Below are 13,672 nucleotides of genomic sequence, written 5' to 3'. Positions count from 1 at the left end.
CGTCGATCAAGGGCGTCGCGGGTTGCATTTCCGCGATTCCGGTGTTCCTTTTATACTGCAGTCGATTTTGTCTGCGGCCGGGGGCGGCAGTATACACCGTGCACCCAACGCCAGCGACAGGCGACCCCGCCCGCTCCACTCCAAAACGGCAGTGTGGATTCGCGATGAGAAAGCTTCTGGCAAGCCTGGCCATTACCCTGGGCGCCTCCGGCGCCACCCATGCCGCGTCCCTGGCCGACGCCGACGCCGCCGCGGGTCGCGACAAGGCCGCGGCCTGCGCCGCCTGCCACGGCCAGGACGGTATCGGCATCACCCCGGCCTTTCCCAACCTGGCCGGCCAGCAGGCCTCCTATCTGGCCAAGCAGATCATGGACATCCGCGATGGCAACCGCCAGGTGCCGCAGATGGTCGGCCAGGTGGACGGTTTCTCCGACCAGGACGCCTGGGACGTGGCCGCCTACTATGCCGGCATGGAGCCGGCGCTGGGCCAGGCCGACCCCGATCCCGCCCTGGTCGAGCGCGGCCGCGAGCTGTACCGCGCCGGCGACATGGAGAAAGGCCTGCCGGCCTGCGCGGCCTGCCACACCCCGACCGGCACGGGCATCGGCAGCGCCGGCTACCCGGCCCTCTCGGGCCAGCAGCGCGACTATGTCGTCACCACCCTGCAGGCCTTCGCCGCCGGCGAGCGCGCCAACGATGCCAGCGCTATCATGCGCGACATCGCGGCCAAGATGAGCGAGCGCGACATGGAGGCGGTCGCCAACTACGTGCACGGGCTGCACTGAGCCTGGCCGCGCCGAGACCGCCGGCGCCAGGGAACCCCTGGCCCGGCGGCGACTCCAAGGTCGCGAACGCCGTTCTCGAACGACGGCGCTAGGCACACGTCATATCAAGGAGAGACTCCCCGAATGCTCAAGTCACTGATGGTCGCCGTGGCCGGCCTCGGCCTGTCCACTTTCGCCTCCGCCGCGCCGGTCGCCGGCCAGGACTACACCGTGCTCGACGAGCCGGTCCAGACCCAGGTCGCCGACGGCAAGATCGAGGTCACCGAGGCCTTCTGGTACGGCTGCCCGCACTGTTACGCTCTGGAAGACAGCCTCAACGCCTGGGTCGACGAACTGCCCGAGGACGTCGAGTTCCAGCGCATGCCGGCCACCATGGGCGGCGCCTGGAACCGCCACGCCACCGCCTTCTATGCGGCGCAGCAGCTGGGCATTCAGCAGCAGATGCACAGCGATTTCTTCGACGCCATCCACGAGCAGGGCGCCCAGCTGACCGACAGCGAGGACATCGCGGCCTTCTTCAGCCAGTACGGGGTCAGCGAGGACGAGGCCCTCGACGCCCTGGACGCCTTCGGCGTGAAGTCCCAGGTCAACCGCGCCCATGCGCGGATGCGCAGCATGAAGCTGATGGGCGTGCCGGCGCTGATCGTCGACGGCCGCTTCGTGGTCAGCCCGAGCACCGCCGGCAGCCTCGACAACATGCCGCAGATCGCCGGCGCCCTGGTCGACCAGGTGCGCGAGGAGCGGGCCGAATAACATGACCCATCCGGCCGAGGACAGGGGCCTGGCCCCGCAGGGGAAGCCCCTGAAGCTGCTGACCTTCAACCTGCAGGTGGGCATCCAGACCTCGGCCTACCATCACTACCTGACCCGGGGCTGGCAGCACCTGCTGCCCCACCCCCGCCGCGGCGAGCGCCTCGACGCCATGGGCGAGGTGCTCGGCGGCTTCGACATCGTCGGCCTGCAGGAGGTGGACGGCGGCAGCTTCCGTTCCGGCCACGTCAATCAGGTCGAATACCTGGCCAGCCACGCCGGCTTCCCCCACCACTACCAGCAGCTGAACCGCAACCTGGGTCGCGTGGCCCAGCACAGCAACGGCCTGCTGTCGAAGCTGACCCCGGCGCGCATCGAGGAGCACCGCCTGCCCGGCACCCTGCCCGGCCGCGGCGCCATCCACGCCCGCTTCGGCGACGGCCCCGACGCCCTGCACGTGTTCGTCGCCCACCTGGCACTGAGCCATCGCGGCCGCGTGCGCCAGCTCGACTACCTCAGCGAGCTGATCCAGCCCCTGCGCCACGTGGTGGTGATGGGCGACCTCAACTGCACGCCGGACCAGATCCACGCCCATTCGCGCTTCCGCGAGGCCCTGCCGCTGCATCCGGTGCGCCCGCCGCTGAGCTATCCCTCCTGGCAGCCCCGCCGCGCCCTGGATCACATCCTGCTCTCCGACTCCCTGGAGGCCGACCGGGTCGAGGTGCTGGAGCACCTGTTCTCCGACCACCTGCCGGTGGCGATCGAGATCCAGCTGCCCGACGCCTGCCGCACCAGCCTGGGCCGCGCCTAGCGCCCCGGCATCGGGGCAGGGGTAAGACCAATGTCCCACCCGGCCTTCTGACAGGCGTTGACCAATTCCCGTATAGTCGGCTGGGCCGTTTCAACGCACGGCGCTAATATCTCGACATTCTTGCAACCTCGAGCGATCGCCCATGCCTTCCACCCACGAGCTCCCGAGCCTCCTGGCCCGGCTCGACCGCTTCTCCGAGTGGCTCGGCCGCGGCCTGTCCTGGCTGATCCTGCTGATGATGCTGGTCCAGTTCCTGATCGTGGTGCTGCGCTATGCCTTCAGCATCAACAGCATCCCCATGCAGGAATCGGTGATGTACATGCACGCCACGGTGTTCATGCTGGCCGCCGGCTACACCCTGCGCCACGGCGGCCACGTACGGGTGGACATCTTCTATCGGGCCATGACGGCGAAGCGCAAGGCGCTGGTCGACCTGCTGGGCACATTGTTCCTGCTGCTGCCCTTCATGACCTTCGTGATCCTGTCCAGCCTGGGCTACGTCAGCAAGTCCTGGGCGATCCTCGAGACCTCGCCGGACACCGGCGGCATCCCCGGCATTTTCCTGCTCAAGACCCTGATCCCGGTGTTCGCCGGGCTGATGATCCTGCAGGGCCTGGTCGAGGCCTCGCGTAATCTGCTGATCCTGATCGGCCGCTTCGATCCCGAGGCCGACGTCCCCGACCACCACGAGGAGCACCTGTGATGCTGGAGTTCATGCCACTGGTGCTGTTCGCCGTGATCTGCACCGTCCTGATGTTTGGCTACCCGGTCGCCCTGTCGCTGGCCGGCACCGCCCTGGCCTTCGCCGGCCTGGGCTTCGGCCTCGAGGCGCTGGGCGTCGACGCCAACTTCGACGGCGGCTACCTGGCCGCCTTCCCCAACCGCCTCTACGGCATCATGAGCAACCAGACGCTGCTGGCGGTGCCGCTGTTCGTGCTGATGGGGGTACTGCTGGAGAAATCCCGGGTCGCGGAGACGCTGCTCGAGGCCATGGCGCTGCTGTTCGGCTCGCTGCGCGGCGGCCTCGGCATCTCGGTGACCGTGGTCGGCATGCTGCTGGCCGCCTCCACCGGCATCGTCGGCGCCACCGTGGTCACCATGGGCCTGATGTCGCTGCCGACCATGCTCAAGCGCGGCTACAGCATGCCGCTGGCCACCGGCACCATCTGTGCCACCGGCACCCTGGGCCAGATCATCCCGCCTTCCATCGCCCTGGTGCTGCTGGGCGACGTGCTGTCCTCCGCCTACCAGCAGGCCCAGCTGTCGATGGGCATCTTCAGTCCCAAGACCGTCTCGGTGGGTGACCTGTTCATGGGCGCGCTGGTGCCCGGCCTGATCCTGGTGGGGCTGTATATCGTCTACGTCGCCGTGACCGCCTGGATCAAGCCCGCCTCCGCCCCGGCCGTCGATCGCCGCGACCTGATGGAGGAGCTCGGCCACCAGGGCGGCCTCGGCCTGCTGCTGCTCAAGGGGCTGGTGCCGCCGATCGTGCTGATCGTGGTGGTGCTGGGCTCGATCCTCGGCGGTTTCGCCACGCCCACCGAGGCCTCCGCGGTCGGCGCCTTCGGCGCGCTGGTGCTGGCCCTGGCCTATCGCCGCCTGGACATGGCCACCCTCAAGGAGGTGCTGCGCTCCACCGTGGACGTCACCACCATGGTGTTCCTGATCCTGATCGGCGCGGCGCTGTTCTCGCTGGTGTTCCGCGCCTACGGCGGCGAGGAGCTGGTCACCCACCTGTTCGAGAGCATGCCCGGCGGCGTGGTCGGCGCCACCCTCATCGTGATGCTGGTGATCTTCCTGCTCGGCTTCATTCTCGACTTCATCGAGATCACCTTCGTGGTGGTGCCGATCGTCGGCCCGATCCTGCTGGCCATGGGCCTCGACCCGGTGTGGCTGGGCATCATGATCGCCATCAACCTGCAGACCTCGTTCCTGACGCCGCCGTTCGGCTTCGCGCTGTTCTACCTGCGCGGGGTGGCCCCGGATTCGGTGCCGACCTCGGCTATCTACCGCGGCGTGATGCCGTTCATCGCCCTGCAGCTGGCGATGCTCATCGCGCTGTCGTTCTTCCCGCAGCTGGCCACCTGGCTGCCGCAGCAGTTCTAGCGGCGCCGGCCCCAGCGCAGCGTTGGCGCCCCGTGGACGAGACGCGGGCGCCGACGACTACAGTGTCGGAAGCGACTCACCGTCCTTCCCACGACGGCTCGGCCCGGCCGAGCCTTGTGCAAGCCCTGCCCTGCCGGAATCCCCGGTTCAACAACGCCACAACAGATCTAGGGAGCAAGCATGCAACGCACGTCACTCGCCAACGCCATTACCCTCGCCGGTGCCGCCACCGGCCTACTGCTCGTCGGGGCCCAGGCTCAGGCCCAGGAGACCTTCGAGTGGAAGATGGTGACCTCCTGGCCGAAGAACTTCCCCGGCGTCGGCCAGGGCCCCGAGCGCCTCGCCGAGCTGGTCGAACAGATGTCCGACGGCCGGCTGACCATCGAGGTGTTCGGCGCCGGCCAGCTGGTGCCCGGCTTCGAGGTCTTCGACGCCGTGTCCGAGGGCACCGCCGAGCTGGGCCACTCCGCCTCCTACTACTGGAAGGGCAAGGCGCCGGCGGCCCAGTTCTTCGCCGCCGTGCCGTTCGGCATGAACGCCCAGGAGATGAACGCCTGGCTGCACTACGGCGGCGGCCTGGAGCTGTGGAACGAGCTCTACGAGCCGTTCGGGGTCGACGTCATGGCCGCCGGTGCCTCCGGCGTGCAGATGGGCGGCTGGTACAACGAGGAGATCAACTCGGTCGACGATCTAGACGGCCTGAAGATGCGCATGCCGGGCCTCGGCGGCGAGGTCATGAACCGCATGGGCGTGGCGATCGTCAACATGCCCGGCGGCGAGATCTTCACCTCGCTGCAGTCCGGCGCCATCGATGCCACCGAGTGGATCGGCCCCTACAACGACCTGGCCTTCGGCCTCCACCAGGCCGCGGACTACTACTACTATCCGGGCTGGCACGAGCCGACCGTGATGTTCGAGGCGATCGTCAACGACGAGGCCATGGCATCGCTGCCGGACGATCTCCAGGCGATCCTGCGCACCGCCATCCGCGACGTGAACGCCGACGTGCTGGACGAGTACACCGCCCGCAACAACGACGCCCTGGAGACGCTGATCAACGAGCACGACGTCGAACTGCGCCGTCTGCCGGACGACGTGCTGGCCCAGGCCAAGGAGCACTCCGAAGACGTGGTCGCCGAGCTGGCCGAGTCCAGCGAGATGGCCGGCAAGATCTACGAGTCTTACCGTGCCTTCCAGGAGAAGGTGGAGAACTACCACGCTATCTCCGAGCAGGCCTACTACAACGCCCGCAACCCGGAAGGCGACACCACCAGCGCCGCCGAATAAGGCTCGGAGCTCAAGACAACAGCTGCACGCAACAGGGCCGCCTTCGGGCGGCCCTGCTGCGTTTGAAGGGTCCAGACTATCCGCAGTAGGACGCCAGCCAGGCCTCGGCCATTGCCAGCACCAGCGCATAGCGCCCGCCCTTGGCGACCAGGATCCACAGCGTGGCCCGCCACCAGGGCAGTCGGAAGATGCCTGCCAGCACGGTCAGCGGATCGCCGATCACCGGGGCCCACGAGAGCAGCAGGCTGGCCTCGCCGAAACGCCGGTAGCCGCGCTCCGCCCGCGCCAGGCCACGCGGCGAGACCGGAAACCAGCGGCGATCCTGAAAGTGCCGGGCATAGCGGCCCAGCGCCACGTTGATCAGGCTGCCCAGCACGTTGCCCGCGGTGGCCGCCGCCCACAGCGCCGGCAGCGCCCCGCCCTGGCACCACTGCCGGGCCAGCCACGCCTCGGAGCCGCCAGGCAGCAGGGTGGCGCTGGCCAGGGCGATCATAAAGAGGCTCAGCATGGCCGCCTGCCCGGCCGCTGGCGTATGCTAGGCGCCGGATTCACGCCACGAGACGACATACGATGTCCTCCATTCCCCATACGCTTACCATCGCCGGCTCCGACCCCTCCGGCGGCGCGGGCCTGCAGGGCGACCTCAAGACGCTCTCGGCGCTGGGCACCTACGCCACCAACGTCATCACCGCGGTAATCGCCCAGAACACCCGGGGCGTGGCCGCCGTCCACCCGGTGCCGGCGCCGGTGATCGGCGAGCAGCTCGAGAACCTGCTCGACGACGTGCGCATCGACGCGGTGAAGATCGGCATGGTCGCCGACCGCGCCGTGGCCGAGACGCTGGCCGAGGTGCTCGGCCGCCGCCGCCCGCGCTGGATCGTACTCGACCCGGTGATGGTGGCCAAGAGCGGCGACATCCTGGTCGACGCCGCCGGCATCGCCGCGGTGCGCGACGTGCTGGTGCCGCTGGCCGATGTCATCACGCCCAACCTGCCCGAGGCCGCGGTGCTGCTCGACGCCGAGACGCCGCGCAGCCCGGACGCCATGGAGGCCATGCTGCCCGCCCTGCAGGCCCTCGAGGCGCCCTACGTGCTGCTCAAGGGCGGCCACCTGAGCGGCGCGACCTGCCCCGACCTGCTGGCCACGCCCGAGCGCAGCCAGTGGCTGCCGGCGCCGCGCATCGCCACCGAGAACCTGCACGGCACCGGCTGTGCGCTGTCCTCGGCCATCGCCGCGCAGCTCGCGCATCTCCCGCCCGGCGCCGACGGCGACGCCATCGTCGGCGCCATCGGCGAGGCCAAGCGCTGGCTGCATGCCGCCCTCGATGCCAGCCCGCAGCTGACGGTGGGCCAGGGCCGCGGGCCGGTGCATCACTTCCACGCCCTGTGGTAACGAGGCGCAACCGGGCAGTACCGAAAAACCCAGCTTGCAGGGGCGGCGGCAGCCACCCATCCTGAAACGGTCATCTTCCGGCCGTACGAGGGTTGTGCCATGTCCCGCACCCTGCTGTTCGCCTGCGATCTCTCCGCCGAGAACCGCGCCGCCTTCGCCCGCGCCATCCGGCTGGCGAACGAGACCGGCGCCCGGCTCGACGTCGTCCACGTGCTCGACCCCTACCTGCCCCGGCGGGTCCTGCACGATCTCGAGGAAGCCGTGGTGGCGGACATCGCCGCCACCCTCACCGACATCCGCGAGGACTACGCCCTCGCCGAGCCGGCCAGCCTGATCCAGACCGTGGCCGGCGCACCCTACGCCGAGATCATCCGCGAGGCCCACGAGCGCGAGGCCGACATGATCATCCTCGGCGCCCACCGCAAGCGCGGCCAGCCGGACCTGGTCACCGGCACCACCCTGGCCCGGGTGCTGCGCGGCGCGCCCTGTCCGGTGCTCTCGGTGAGCCACCCCGCCACCCAGTCGTGGCAGGACATCCTGGTGCCGGTCGACTTCTCGCTGACCTGCCGCCGCACCCTGCGCGAGACCCTCAAGCGCTTCCCCGAGAGCCGGCTGACCCTGCTGCACGCCTGGAACATCCCCGGCGAGCGGGAGCTGGGCTCGTCGAGCGACTACGCCCGCTGGCGCGACCGCGAGGTCGCCACCCTGCGCCGCCACCTGGAGCAGGAGACCGAGCAGCTGATGGGCGAGTTGGAGCGCGTGCCCGAGGTGGAGCTGGAGCTCGAACAGGGCGACCCGCTGGACGTGCTGCTGACTCGCCTGCGCCGCCAGCCGCCCCAGCTGCTGGCGCTGGGCAGCCGCGGCCAGCTCGGCCGCCAGAGCCAGATCACCGAGCGACTCCTGGCCGAGCCGCACTGTGACGTCATGCTGTGCCGCAGCTGGTAACGGCCTCACGCGAAGGGCCATAGTTATACAGAACCATTACAGAAAAGCGGTGTCGGTATGAGATATAGCCACTCTGGAGGATGTCTTCATGCCGATGCTGCGCCTGCCCTTCGCCGCCCTCATGTTTGCCCTGGCGCTGGCCACGGGCCTCGCCGCCATGCCCGCCGGCGCGGAGGTGGTGGTCAAGAACGCCCGCTTCGCCGCCGTCCAGCAGGTCGACGGGCGCCCCTTCCGGATGATCGGCCACGGGCTGTTCCGCTACATGATCTGGGACGCCTACGCCGGCGCCTACTACCAGGCCGAGGGCTTTCCACGGCCCGCGCCCCAGTCGGGCAACGTGCCGCGGCGCCTGGAACTCGAGTACTTCCACGCCATCGAGGCCGGTGACTTCGCCGAGGTCACCCGCGATACCCTCCGCGACCAGCTCGGCGCGGCCGACTTCCGCTCGCTCGAGCCGGCGCTGTCGGCCTTCAACGCCCGCTACCGCGACGTCTCGCCGGGCGACCGCTACGCCCTGACCTGGGACGGCGAGACCCTGAGCCTGGCCCTGAACGGCGAGTCGCTCTATGCGCGGCCCGAGCCGGCGCTGGCCGATGCCCTGTTCGGCATCTGGCTCGGCGGGGCACCGCTGGGCGACGGCTTCCGGGACGACCTGCTGGGGCGCTGACCGCGGGCGTGCTAGGCTGCCGGCTTTTGCCAGCCGCCGAGGGCGGGAAGAAGAAGGAAGGCACCATGAAAGCCCTGATCCAGCGCGTCCGCCACGCCAGCGTCAGCGTCGACGACCGCGAGACCGGCGCCATCGACCACGGCCTGCTGGCGCTGATCGGCGTCGAGAAGGAAGACGACGAGCAGAGCGTCGAGCGGCTGCTGCACAAGCTGCTGCACTACCGGGTGTTCGCCGACCAGGACGGCAAGATGAACCTCAACCTGCAGCAGGCCGAGGGCGGCCTGCTGCTGGTGTCGCAGTTCACCCTGGCCGCCGACACCCGCAAGGGGCTGCGCCCCAGCTTCTCCAGCGCCGCGCCGCCCGCCGAGGGCCAGCGGCTGTTCGATGCCCTGGTCGAGCGCGCCCGCGCCGCCTGGCCGCGGGTCGCCACCGGCGAATTCGGCGCCGACATGCAGGTGGCGCTGGTCAACGACGGCCCGGTGACCTTCCTGCTCGAGGGCTGAGCCGGCGCCTCAGGTCGCCTCGCGCAGTTCCGCTTCCATCGCCTCCAGCGATTCCTCCGCGGCCAGCCAGTCCTGCTCCAGCTCGCCGAGCCGCGACGCCAGCTCGACCTGCTCGGCCAGCCGCTGGGAGAGTTCGTCCTTGCGCGCCTCGTCGGTGTAGAGCTCGGCGTCGCCCAGGGCGTCCTCCACCTTGCCGAGCGAGGCCTGCACCTTCTCCATCTCGCGCTCGGCGCGATCGCGCTCGCGCTTGAGCGGGCGCAGCTTCTCGCGCAGCTCGGCGGCGGCGCGACGCGCGGCCTTGCGATCCTCCTTCGGCGCCTCGGCGGCCTCCTGACGCTCGACCTTCTGGGCCCGGGCCTCGCGGCGCTCGTTCTCGAGCCGCGTCTTGAGCCAGGCGCGATAGTCGTCGAGGTCGCCGTCGAAGGGCGTGACCCGGTGGTCGGCGACGCGCCAGAACTCGTCCACGGTGGCGCGCAGCAGGTGGCGATCGTGGGAGACCACGATCACCGTGCCCTCGAAGCTGGCCAGCGCCTCGGTGAGCGCCTCGCGCATCTCCAGGTCCAGGTGGTTGGTCGGCTCGTCGAGCAGCAGCAGGTTGGGCTTCTGCCAGGCCACCAGCGCCAGCGCCAGCCGCGCCTTCTCGCCGCCGGAGAAGCGCCCCACCTCGGCGAAGGCGTCGTCGCCCTTGAAGCCGAAGCCGCCCAGGAAGTTGCGGATGTCCAGATCCGCGGCCCGCGGCGATAGCCGCTGCACGTGGATGAAGGGCGTGGCCTTAAGGTCGAGCCCCTCGAGCTGATGCTGGGCGAAGTAGCCGATGGCCAGGTGCTCGCCGGGCACCCGACGCCCGCCGAGCAGCGGCAGCTCGCCGGTCAGCGACTTGATCAGCGTCGACTTGCCGGCGCCGTTGGGGCCGAGCAGGCCGATGCGCTGCCCCGGCTGCAGGGTCATGTCGACGCCCTCGAGCTGGACGGTCTCGCCGTCCTCGCCGCGATAGCCGAGCCGCGCCTCGTCCAGCACCAGCAGCGGGTGCGAGGTGCGGTCGGCGGACGGCAGCGTGAAGTGGAAGGGCGAATCGACGTGGGCCACGGCGATCTCGCCCATGCGCTCGAGCATCTTCAGCCGGCTCTGGGCCTGGCGGGCCTTGGTGGCCTTGTAGCGGAAGCGCGCCACGAAGCGCTCGATCTCTTCCTTGCGCGCCTGCTGCTTGGCCGCCTCGGCCTGCTGCAGGGCCAGTTTCTCGGCCCGGGTGCGCTCGAAGGTGGAGTAGTTGCCGCGGTACAGCACCAGCGAACGGCGATCGAAGTGCACGATGTGATCGCACACGGCGTCCAGGAAGTCGCGGTCGTGGGAGATCAGCAGCAGGGTGCCCGGATAGCGGGTCAGCCACTGCTCGAGCCACAGCAGGGCATCGAGATCCAGGTGGTTGGTGGGCTCGTCGAGCAGCAGCAGGTCGGAGGGCATGAACAGGGTGCGCGCCAGATTGACGCGCATCCGCCAGCCGCCGGAGAAGTCCGACAGCGGGCGCGCGAGGTCGCCCTGGTCGAAGCCGAGCCCGACCAGCAGCTGGGCGGCCCGGGCCGGGGCGCTGTAGCCGTCCAGCGCCTCGATGGTGCCGTGCAGCTCCGCTTCGCGGTGGGCGTCGCCCTTGTGCTGGGCCCTGGCCAGCGCGGCCTCCGCCTCGCGCAGGGCCCGATCACCGTCGAGCACGTAGTCCTGGATGCTGCGCTCCAGCGCCTCGACCTCCTGGGCCATGTGGGCGATGCGCTGGCCGCCGCTCATCTCGAGCTCGCCGCGATCGGGGGCGAACTCGCCGCGCAGCAGGCCGAACAGGCTCGACTTGCCGGCGCCGTTGGGCCCGACGATGCCCGCCTTGTGGCCGGCGTGCAGGGTCAGGTCGGCGTCCTCGAGCAGCGCTTGGGTGCCGCGTTGCAGGGAAACTTGGCGCAGTGCAATCATGAAGGCTCCACAGGAAGGCATAGGGCCGCCGCCGTGACGACAGCCGAATCATGACGCCCGATTCTACCGAATTGCCGCCCGCTCTGCGGGCCCGGCTCGCCGCCGATCCGCTATGGGACTTCGCCCTGGCACTCTACGCCCGCCCCGGCGCGGAAGCCGCCTGCCTGCACCTGCAGGACGACGCCGGCGTCGAGGTGATCGAGCTGCTGTGGCGGCTGTGGCTGTTCCATCACGGCCTGGCCGCCGGTCCGGTGCCCGAGTCGGTGGCCCGCTGGCAGGCCGAGGTGACCGCCCCGCTGCGCCGCCTGCGGCGCTCGCTCAAGGCCGAGGCCGCCGAGCGCGAGAGCGTCGCTGCGCTGCGCCAGCGGCTCAAGACCGCCGAACTCGACGCCGAGCGCGAGGCCCTGAGTCGTCTCGAGGCCCACAGCCGCCATGGCGATGCCACGCATCGTTCTCTCTCGAGCGCCGATGAGATAAAGGATGTACTACCCTTCCATTCCAGGCTGACAAAACCGTCTCATCTCGCGGCTCTGCAAAGGTTGAATGACCAACTTGACCCTCAATGATCGCCCCACTAGCCTGAATAAACACTGAAAAAACAAAATGTTCTTTTCGTTAGCGAATTCATCGCGATGCTGCCGATGATATCGCTGACAGAATCTGCAGAGGAAGCGCATCCATGAAGTCACAAAAGCTGCTGGCCACCGCAGGTATCGGCGCCCTGATGCTCGGCATGGCGACGGCCGCCTACTCAGACAACTGGCGCTACGCCCACGAGGAATACGAAGGCGACGTACAGGACGTCTTCGCCCAGGAATTCAAGCGCTACGTGGAGGAGAATTCCGACCACAACGTGCAGGTCTATCGCTTCGGTGAGCTCGGCGAGTCCGACGACATCATGGAGCAGACCCAGAACGGTATCCTGCAGTTCGTCGACCAGTCCCCCGGCTTCACCGGCGCCCTGATTCCGGCGGCCCAGATCTTCTTCATTCCGTATCTGATGCCGACCGACATGGACACCGTGCTCGAGTTCTTCGACGAGAGCAAGGCCATCAACGAGATGTTCCCCGAGCTCTACGCCGAGCACGGCCTGAAGCTGCTGCAGATGTTCCCCGAGGGGGAAATGGTGGTCACCGCCGACGAGCCGATCACCGAACCGGCGGACTTCGACAACAAGAAGATCCGGGTGATGACCAACCCGCTGCTCGCCGAGACCTACAGCGCCTTCGGCGCCACCCCGACCCCGCTGCCCTGGGGCGAGGTCTACGGCGGCCTGCAGACCGGCATCATCGACGGCCAGGAGAACCCGATCTTCTGGATCGAGTCCGGCGGCCTCTACGAGGTGTCCCCGAACCTGACCTTCACCGGCCACGGCTGGTTCACCACCGCGGTGATGGCCAACCAGGACTTCTACGAAGGCCTGCCCGACGAGGACAAGCAGCTGGTGCAGAACGCCACCGACGCGGCCTATGACCACACCATCGAGCACATCAAGGGCCTCGCCGAAGAGTCGCTCGACAAGATCATGGAAGCCTGCGACGAGTGCACCGTGACGCGCCTGAACGACGAGCAGATCGCCACCTTCAAGGAGCGCGCGCCCCAGGTCGAGGAAGCCTTCCTCGAAATGACCGGTGACGACGGCGCCGCCCTGCTCGAGCAGTTCAAGGCCGACCTCGAGGCCGTGCAGCAAGCCGAGGAGTGATCGCGATCACCCGACCGGCACGATGGGGGCAGCCTGGCTGCCCCCGTTTTGTTTCCGCCCGGGCAACGTTCAACCAACGTTGATCCGCGGGGCCTACGGCATGGCCTCCAGCCGTTACGCTGCTCGACAGGGGTGTCGCATTCGCGTCATGCCGTTCGCCACGATTCCAGGGAATTACCCCCATGACCGACGAAGATTCCGAAAAGCACTATCGTTCCGGACTGCCGGGCTTTCTCGGCGTCATCGACACCTTCATCAGCAAGGTCGAGGCGGTGATCCTCGCCCTCGGCGTGCTGCTGATGGCCACCAACACCATCGCCAACGTCATCGGCCGCTTCGTCTTCGGCGAGAGCATCTTCTTCTCCGGCGAGATCAACCGCATCCTGATCATCATGATCACCTTCGCCGGCATCGGCTATGCGGCGCGCCACGGCCGGCACATCCGCATGTCGGCGATCTACGATGCCCTGCCGGTGGGCGGGCGCCGCGCGCTGATGATCGCGATCTCGCTGTTCACCTCCCTGGTGATGTTCTTCCTGCTCTATTTCTCGGTGCTCTACATCCTCGACCTGCACGACAAGGGCCGCATCCTGCCGGCGCTCGGCTTCCCTATCTGGATCATCTACGTCTGGGTGCCGCTGGGCTTTCTGATCACCGGCATTCAGTACCTGCTCACCGCCATCAAGAACATGACGTCCCGCGACGTCTACCTGTCGACCTCGGTACTCGACGGGTACAAGGATACGGAAACGGAAGTCTGATGATGGG

General features: G+C 68.6%; 15 protein-coding genes. 13 read left to right on the top strand and 2 right to left on the bottom strand.

Features of this window, described 5'->3' with window-relative positions; translation table 11 throughout:
- Positions 1-164: 164 nt before the first annotated feature.
- The 6 genes from CVH10_RS06945 to CVH10_RS06920 all read left to right on the top strand — a co-directional run bounded on the left by CVH10_RS06945 (position 165) and on the right by CVH10_RS06920 (position 5,739).
- Positions 165-785 carry a cytochrome c gene (locus tag CVH10_RS06945; RefSeq protein WP_035595077.1) on the top strand — a complete coding sequence of 207 codons (621 nt, stop codon included), beginning with the start codon at positions 165-167 and terminating at the stop codon, positions 783-785.
- Between the two features lie 123 nt (positions 786-908).
- Entirely contained in the window at positions 909-1,538 is a 630-nt protein-coding gene (locus CVH10_RS06940) for a thiol:disulfide interchange protein DsbA/DsbL (protein ID WP_035595074.1), read from the top strand.
- A 1-nt stretch (position 1,539) separates the two neighbouring features.
- Positions 1,540-2,346, top strand: a complete 807-nt coding sequence (locus CVH10_RS06935) for an endonuclease/exonuclease/phosphatase family protein (RefSeq protein ID WP_035595070.1) — start codon at positions 1,540-1,542, stop codon at positions 2,344-2,346.
- A gap of 142 nt (positions 2,347-2,488) precedes the next feature.
- Complete coding sequence (locus CVH10_RS06930) at positions 2,489-3,049, top strand: TRAP transporter small permease subunit (RefSeq protein WP_106488189.1); 561 nt, start codon at positions 2,489-2,491, stop codon at positions 3,047-3,049.
- The gene (locus tag CVH10_RS06925; protein WP_035595064.1) at positions 3,049-4,452 is read left to right on the top strand and encodes a TRAP transporter large permease subunit; all 1,404 of its coding nucleotides are present in this window, start codon (positions 3,049-3,051) and stop codon (positions 4,450-4,452) included. The genes CVH10_RS06930 and CVH10_RS06925 overlap by 1 nt, the downstream gene beginning before the upstream one ends.
- 180 nt (positions 4,453-4,632) lie before the next feature.
- Positions 4,633-5,739, top strand: coding sequence for a TRAP transporter substrate-binding protein (locus CVH10_RS06920; RefSeq protein ID WP_106488188.1), 1,107 nt, complete (start codon positions 4,633-4,635; stop codon positions 5,737-5,739).
- Between the two features lie 76 nt (positions 5,740-5,815).
- Here CVH10_RS06920 and CVH10_RS06915 read toward each other — a convergent pair whose 3' ends face one another.
- Entirely contained in the window at positions 5,816-6,247 is a 432-nt protein-coding gene (locus CVH10_RS06915; RefSeq protein WP_046078796.1) for a YqaA family protein, read from the bottom strand.
- A 62-nt stretch (positions 6,248-6,309) separates the two neighbouring features.
- Here CVH10_RS06915 and thiD point away from each other — a divergent pair, with 62 nt between their 5' ends.
- The 4 genes from thiD (at position 6,310) to dtd (ending at position 9,246) form a co-directional block, all read left to right on the top strand.
- Positions 6,310-7,131 (top strand): bifunctional hydroxymethylpyrimidine kinase/phosphomethylpyrimidine kinase, encoded by an 822-nt coding sequence (gene thiD / locus CVH10_RS06910; protein WP_046078797.1) that lies wholly within the window; start codon positions 6,310-6,312, stop codon positions 7,129-7,131.
- A gap of 99 nt (positions 7,132-7,230) precedes the next feature.
- Positions 7,231-8,076 (top strand): universal stress protein, encoded by an 846-nt coding sequence (locus CVH10_RS06905; RefSeq protein WP_046078798.1) that lies wholly within the window; start codon positions 7,231-7,233, stop codon positions 8,074-8,076.
- Between the two features lie 88 nt (positions 8,077-8,164).
- Positions 8,165-8,743, top strand: coding sequence for a chalcone isomerase family protein (locus tag CVH10_RS06900; RefSeq protein ID WP_106488187.1), 579 nt, complete (start codon positions 8,165-8,167; stop codon positions 8,741-8,743).
- A 65-nt stretch (positions 8,744-8,808) separates the two neighbouring features.
- Positions 8,809-9,246 (top strand): D-aminoacyl-tRNA deacylase, encoded by a 438-nt coding sequence (gene dtd / locus CVH10_RS06895; RefSeq protein WP_106488186.1) that lies wholly within the window; start codon positions 8,809-8,811, stop codon positions 9,244-9,246.
- Positions 9,247-9,255: 9 nt separating this feature from the next.
- On the opposite strand, the gene CVH10_RS06890 is transcribed toward dtd, so the two are convergent.
- Entirely contained in the window at positions 9,256-11,202 is a 1,947-nt protein-coding gene (locus CVH10_RS06890) for an ABC-F family ATP-binding cassette domain-containing protein (protein ID WP_106488185.1), read from the bottom strand.
- A 50-nt stretch (positions 11,203-11,252) separates the two neighbouring features.
- Between CVH10_RS06890 and CVH10_RS06885 the strand changes: the two genes are divergently transcribed.
- From CVH10_RS06885 to CVH10_RS06875, 3 genes are all read left to right on the top strand, one after another.
- Positions 11,253-11,768: a TIGR02444 family protein gene (locus CVH10_RS06885; protein ID WP_052052428.1), complete on the top strand. Its 516-nt coding sequence runs from the start codon at positions 11,253-11,255 to the stop codon at positions 11,766-11,768.
- A 113-nt stretch (positions 11,769-11,881) separates the two neighbouring features.
- Entirely contained in the window at positions 11,882-12,904 is a 1,023-nt protein-coding gene (gene dctP, locus CVH10_RS06880; protein WP_106488184.1) for a TRAP transporter substrate-binding protein DctP, read from the top strand.
- A gap of 182 nt (positions 12,905-13,086) precedes the next feature.
- Complete coding sequence (locus CVH10_RS06875; protein WP_035595042.1) at positions 13,087-13,665, top strand: TRAP transporter small permease; 579 nt, start codon at positions 13,087-13,089, stop codon at positions 13,663-13,665.
- The last annotated feature ends 7 nt before the right edge of the window (positions 13,666-13,672 follow it).

Source organism: Halomonas sp. ND22Bw (assembly GCF_003011945.1).
Classification (GTDB): Bacteria; Pseudomonadota; Gammaproteobacteria; order Pseudomonadales; family Halomonadaceae; genus Halomonas; species Halomonas halophila.
The sequence above is the reverse complement of the archived record's forward strand: the minus strand, read 5'-3'. Positions and strand labels throughout refer to the sequence as shown.

Bases quoted from the DNA above. Each gene is read 5' to 3' on its own strand.
- CVH10_RS06945 (WP_035595077.1), top strand. From the start codon at position 165: ATGAGAAAGCTTCTGGCAAGCCTGGCCATTACCCTGGGCGCCTCCGGC.
- CVH10_RS06940 (WP_035595074.1), top strand. From the start codon at position 909: ATGCTCAAGTCACTGATGGTCGCCGTGGCCGGCCTCGGCCTGTCCACT.
- CVH10_RS06935 (WP_035595070.1), top strand. From the start codon at position 1,540: ATGACCCATCCGGCCGAGGACAGGGGCCTGGCCCCGCAGGGGAAGCCC.
- CVH10_RS06930 (WP_106488189.1), top strand. From the start codon at position 2,489: ATGCCTTCCACCCACGAGCTCCCGAGCCTCCTGGCCCGGCTCGACCGC.
- CVH10_RS06925 (WP_035595064.1), top strand. From the start codon at position 3,049: ATGCTGGAGTTCATGCCACTGGTGCTGTTCGCCGTGATCTGCACCGTC.
- CVH10_RS06920 (WP_106488188.1), top strand. From the start codon at position 4,633: ATGCAACGCACGTCACTCGCCAACGCCATTACCCTCGCCGGTGCCGCC.
- CVH10_RS06915 (WP_046078796.1), bottom strand. From the start codon at position 6,247: ATGCTGAGCCTCTTTATGATCGCCCTGGCCAGCGCCACCCTGCTGCCT.
- thiD (WP_046078797.1), top strand. From the start codon at position 6,310: ATGTCCTCCATTCCCCATACGCTTACCATCGCCGGCTCCGACCCCTCC.
- CVH10_RS06905 (WP_046078798.1), top strand. From the start codon at position 7,231: ATGTCCCGCACCCTGCTGTTCGCCTGCGATCTCTCCGCCGAGAACCGC.
- CVH10_RS06900 (WP_106488187.1), top strand. From the start codon at position 8,165: ATGCCGATGCTGCGCCTGCCCTTCGCCGCCCTCATGTTTGCCCTGGCG.
- dtd (WP_106488186.1), top strand. From the start codon at position 8,809: ATGAAAGCCCTGATCCAGCGCGTCCGCCACGCCAGCGTCAGCGTCGAC.
- CVH10_RS06890 (WP_106488185.1), bottom strand. From the start codon at position 11,202: ATGATTGCACTGCGCCAAGTTTCCCTGCAACGCGGCACCCAAGCGCTG.
- CVH10_RS06885 (WP_052052428.1), top strand. From the start codon at position 11,253: ATGACGCCCGATTCTACCGAATTGCCGCCCGCTCTGCGGGCCCGGCTC.
- dctP (WP_106488184.1), top strand. From the start codon at position 11,882: ATGAAGTCACAAAAGCTGCTGGCCACCGCAGGTATCGGCGCCCTGATG.
- CVH10_RS06875 (WP_035595042.1), top strand. From the start codon at position 13,087: ATGACCGACGAAGATTCCGAAAAGCACTATCGTTCCGGACTGCCGGGC.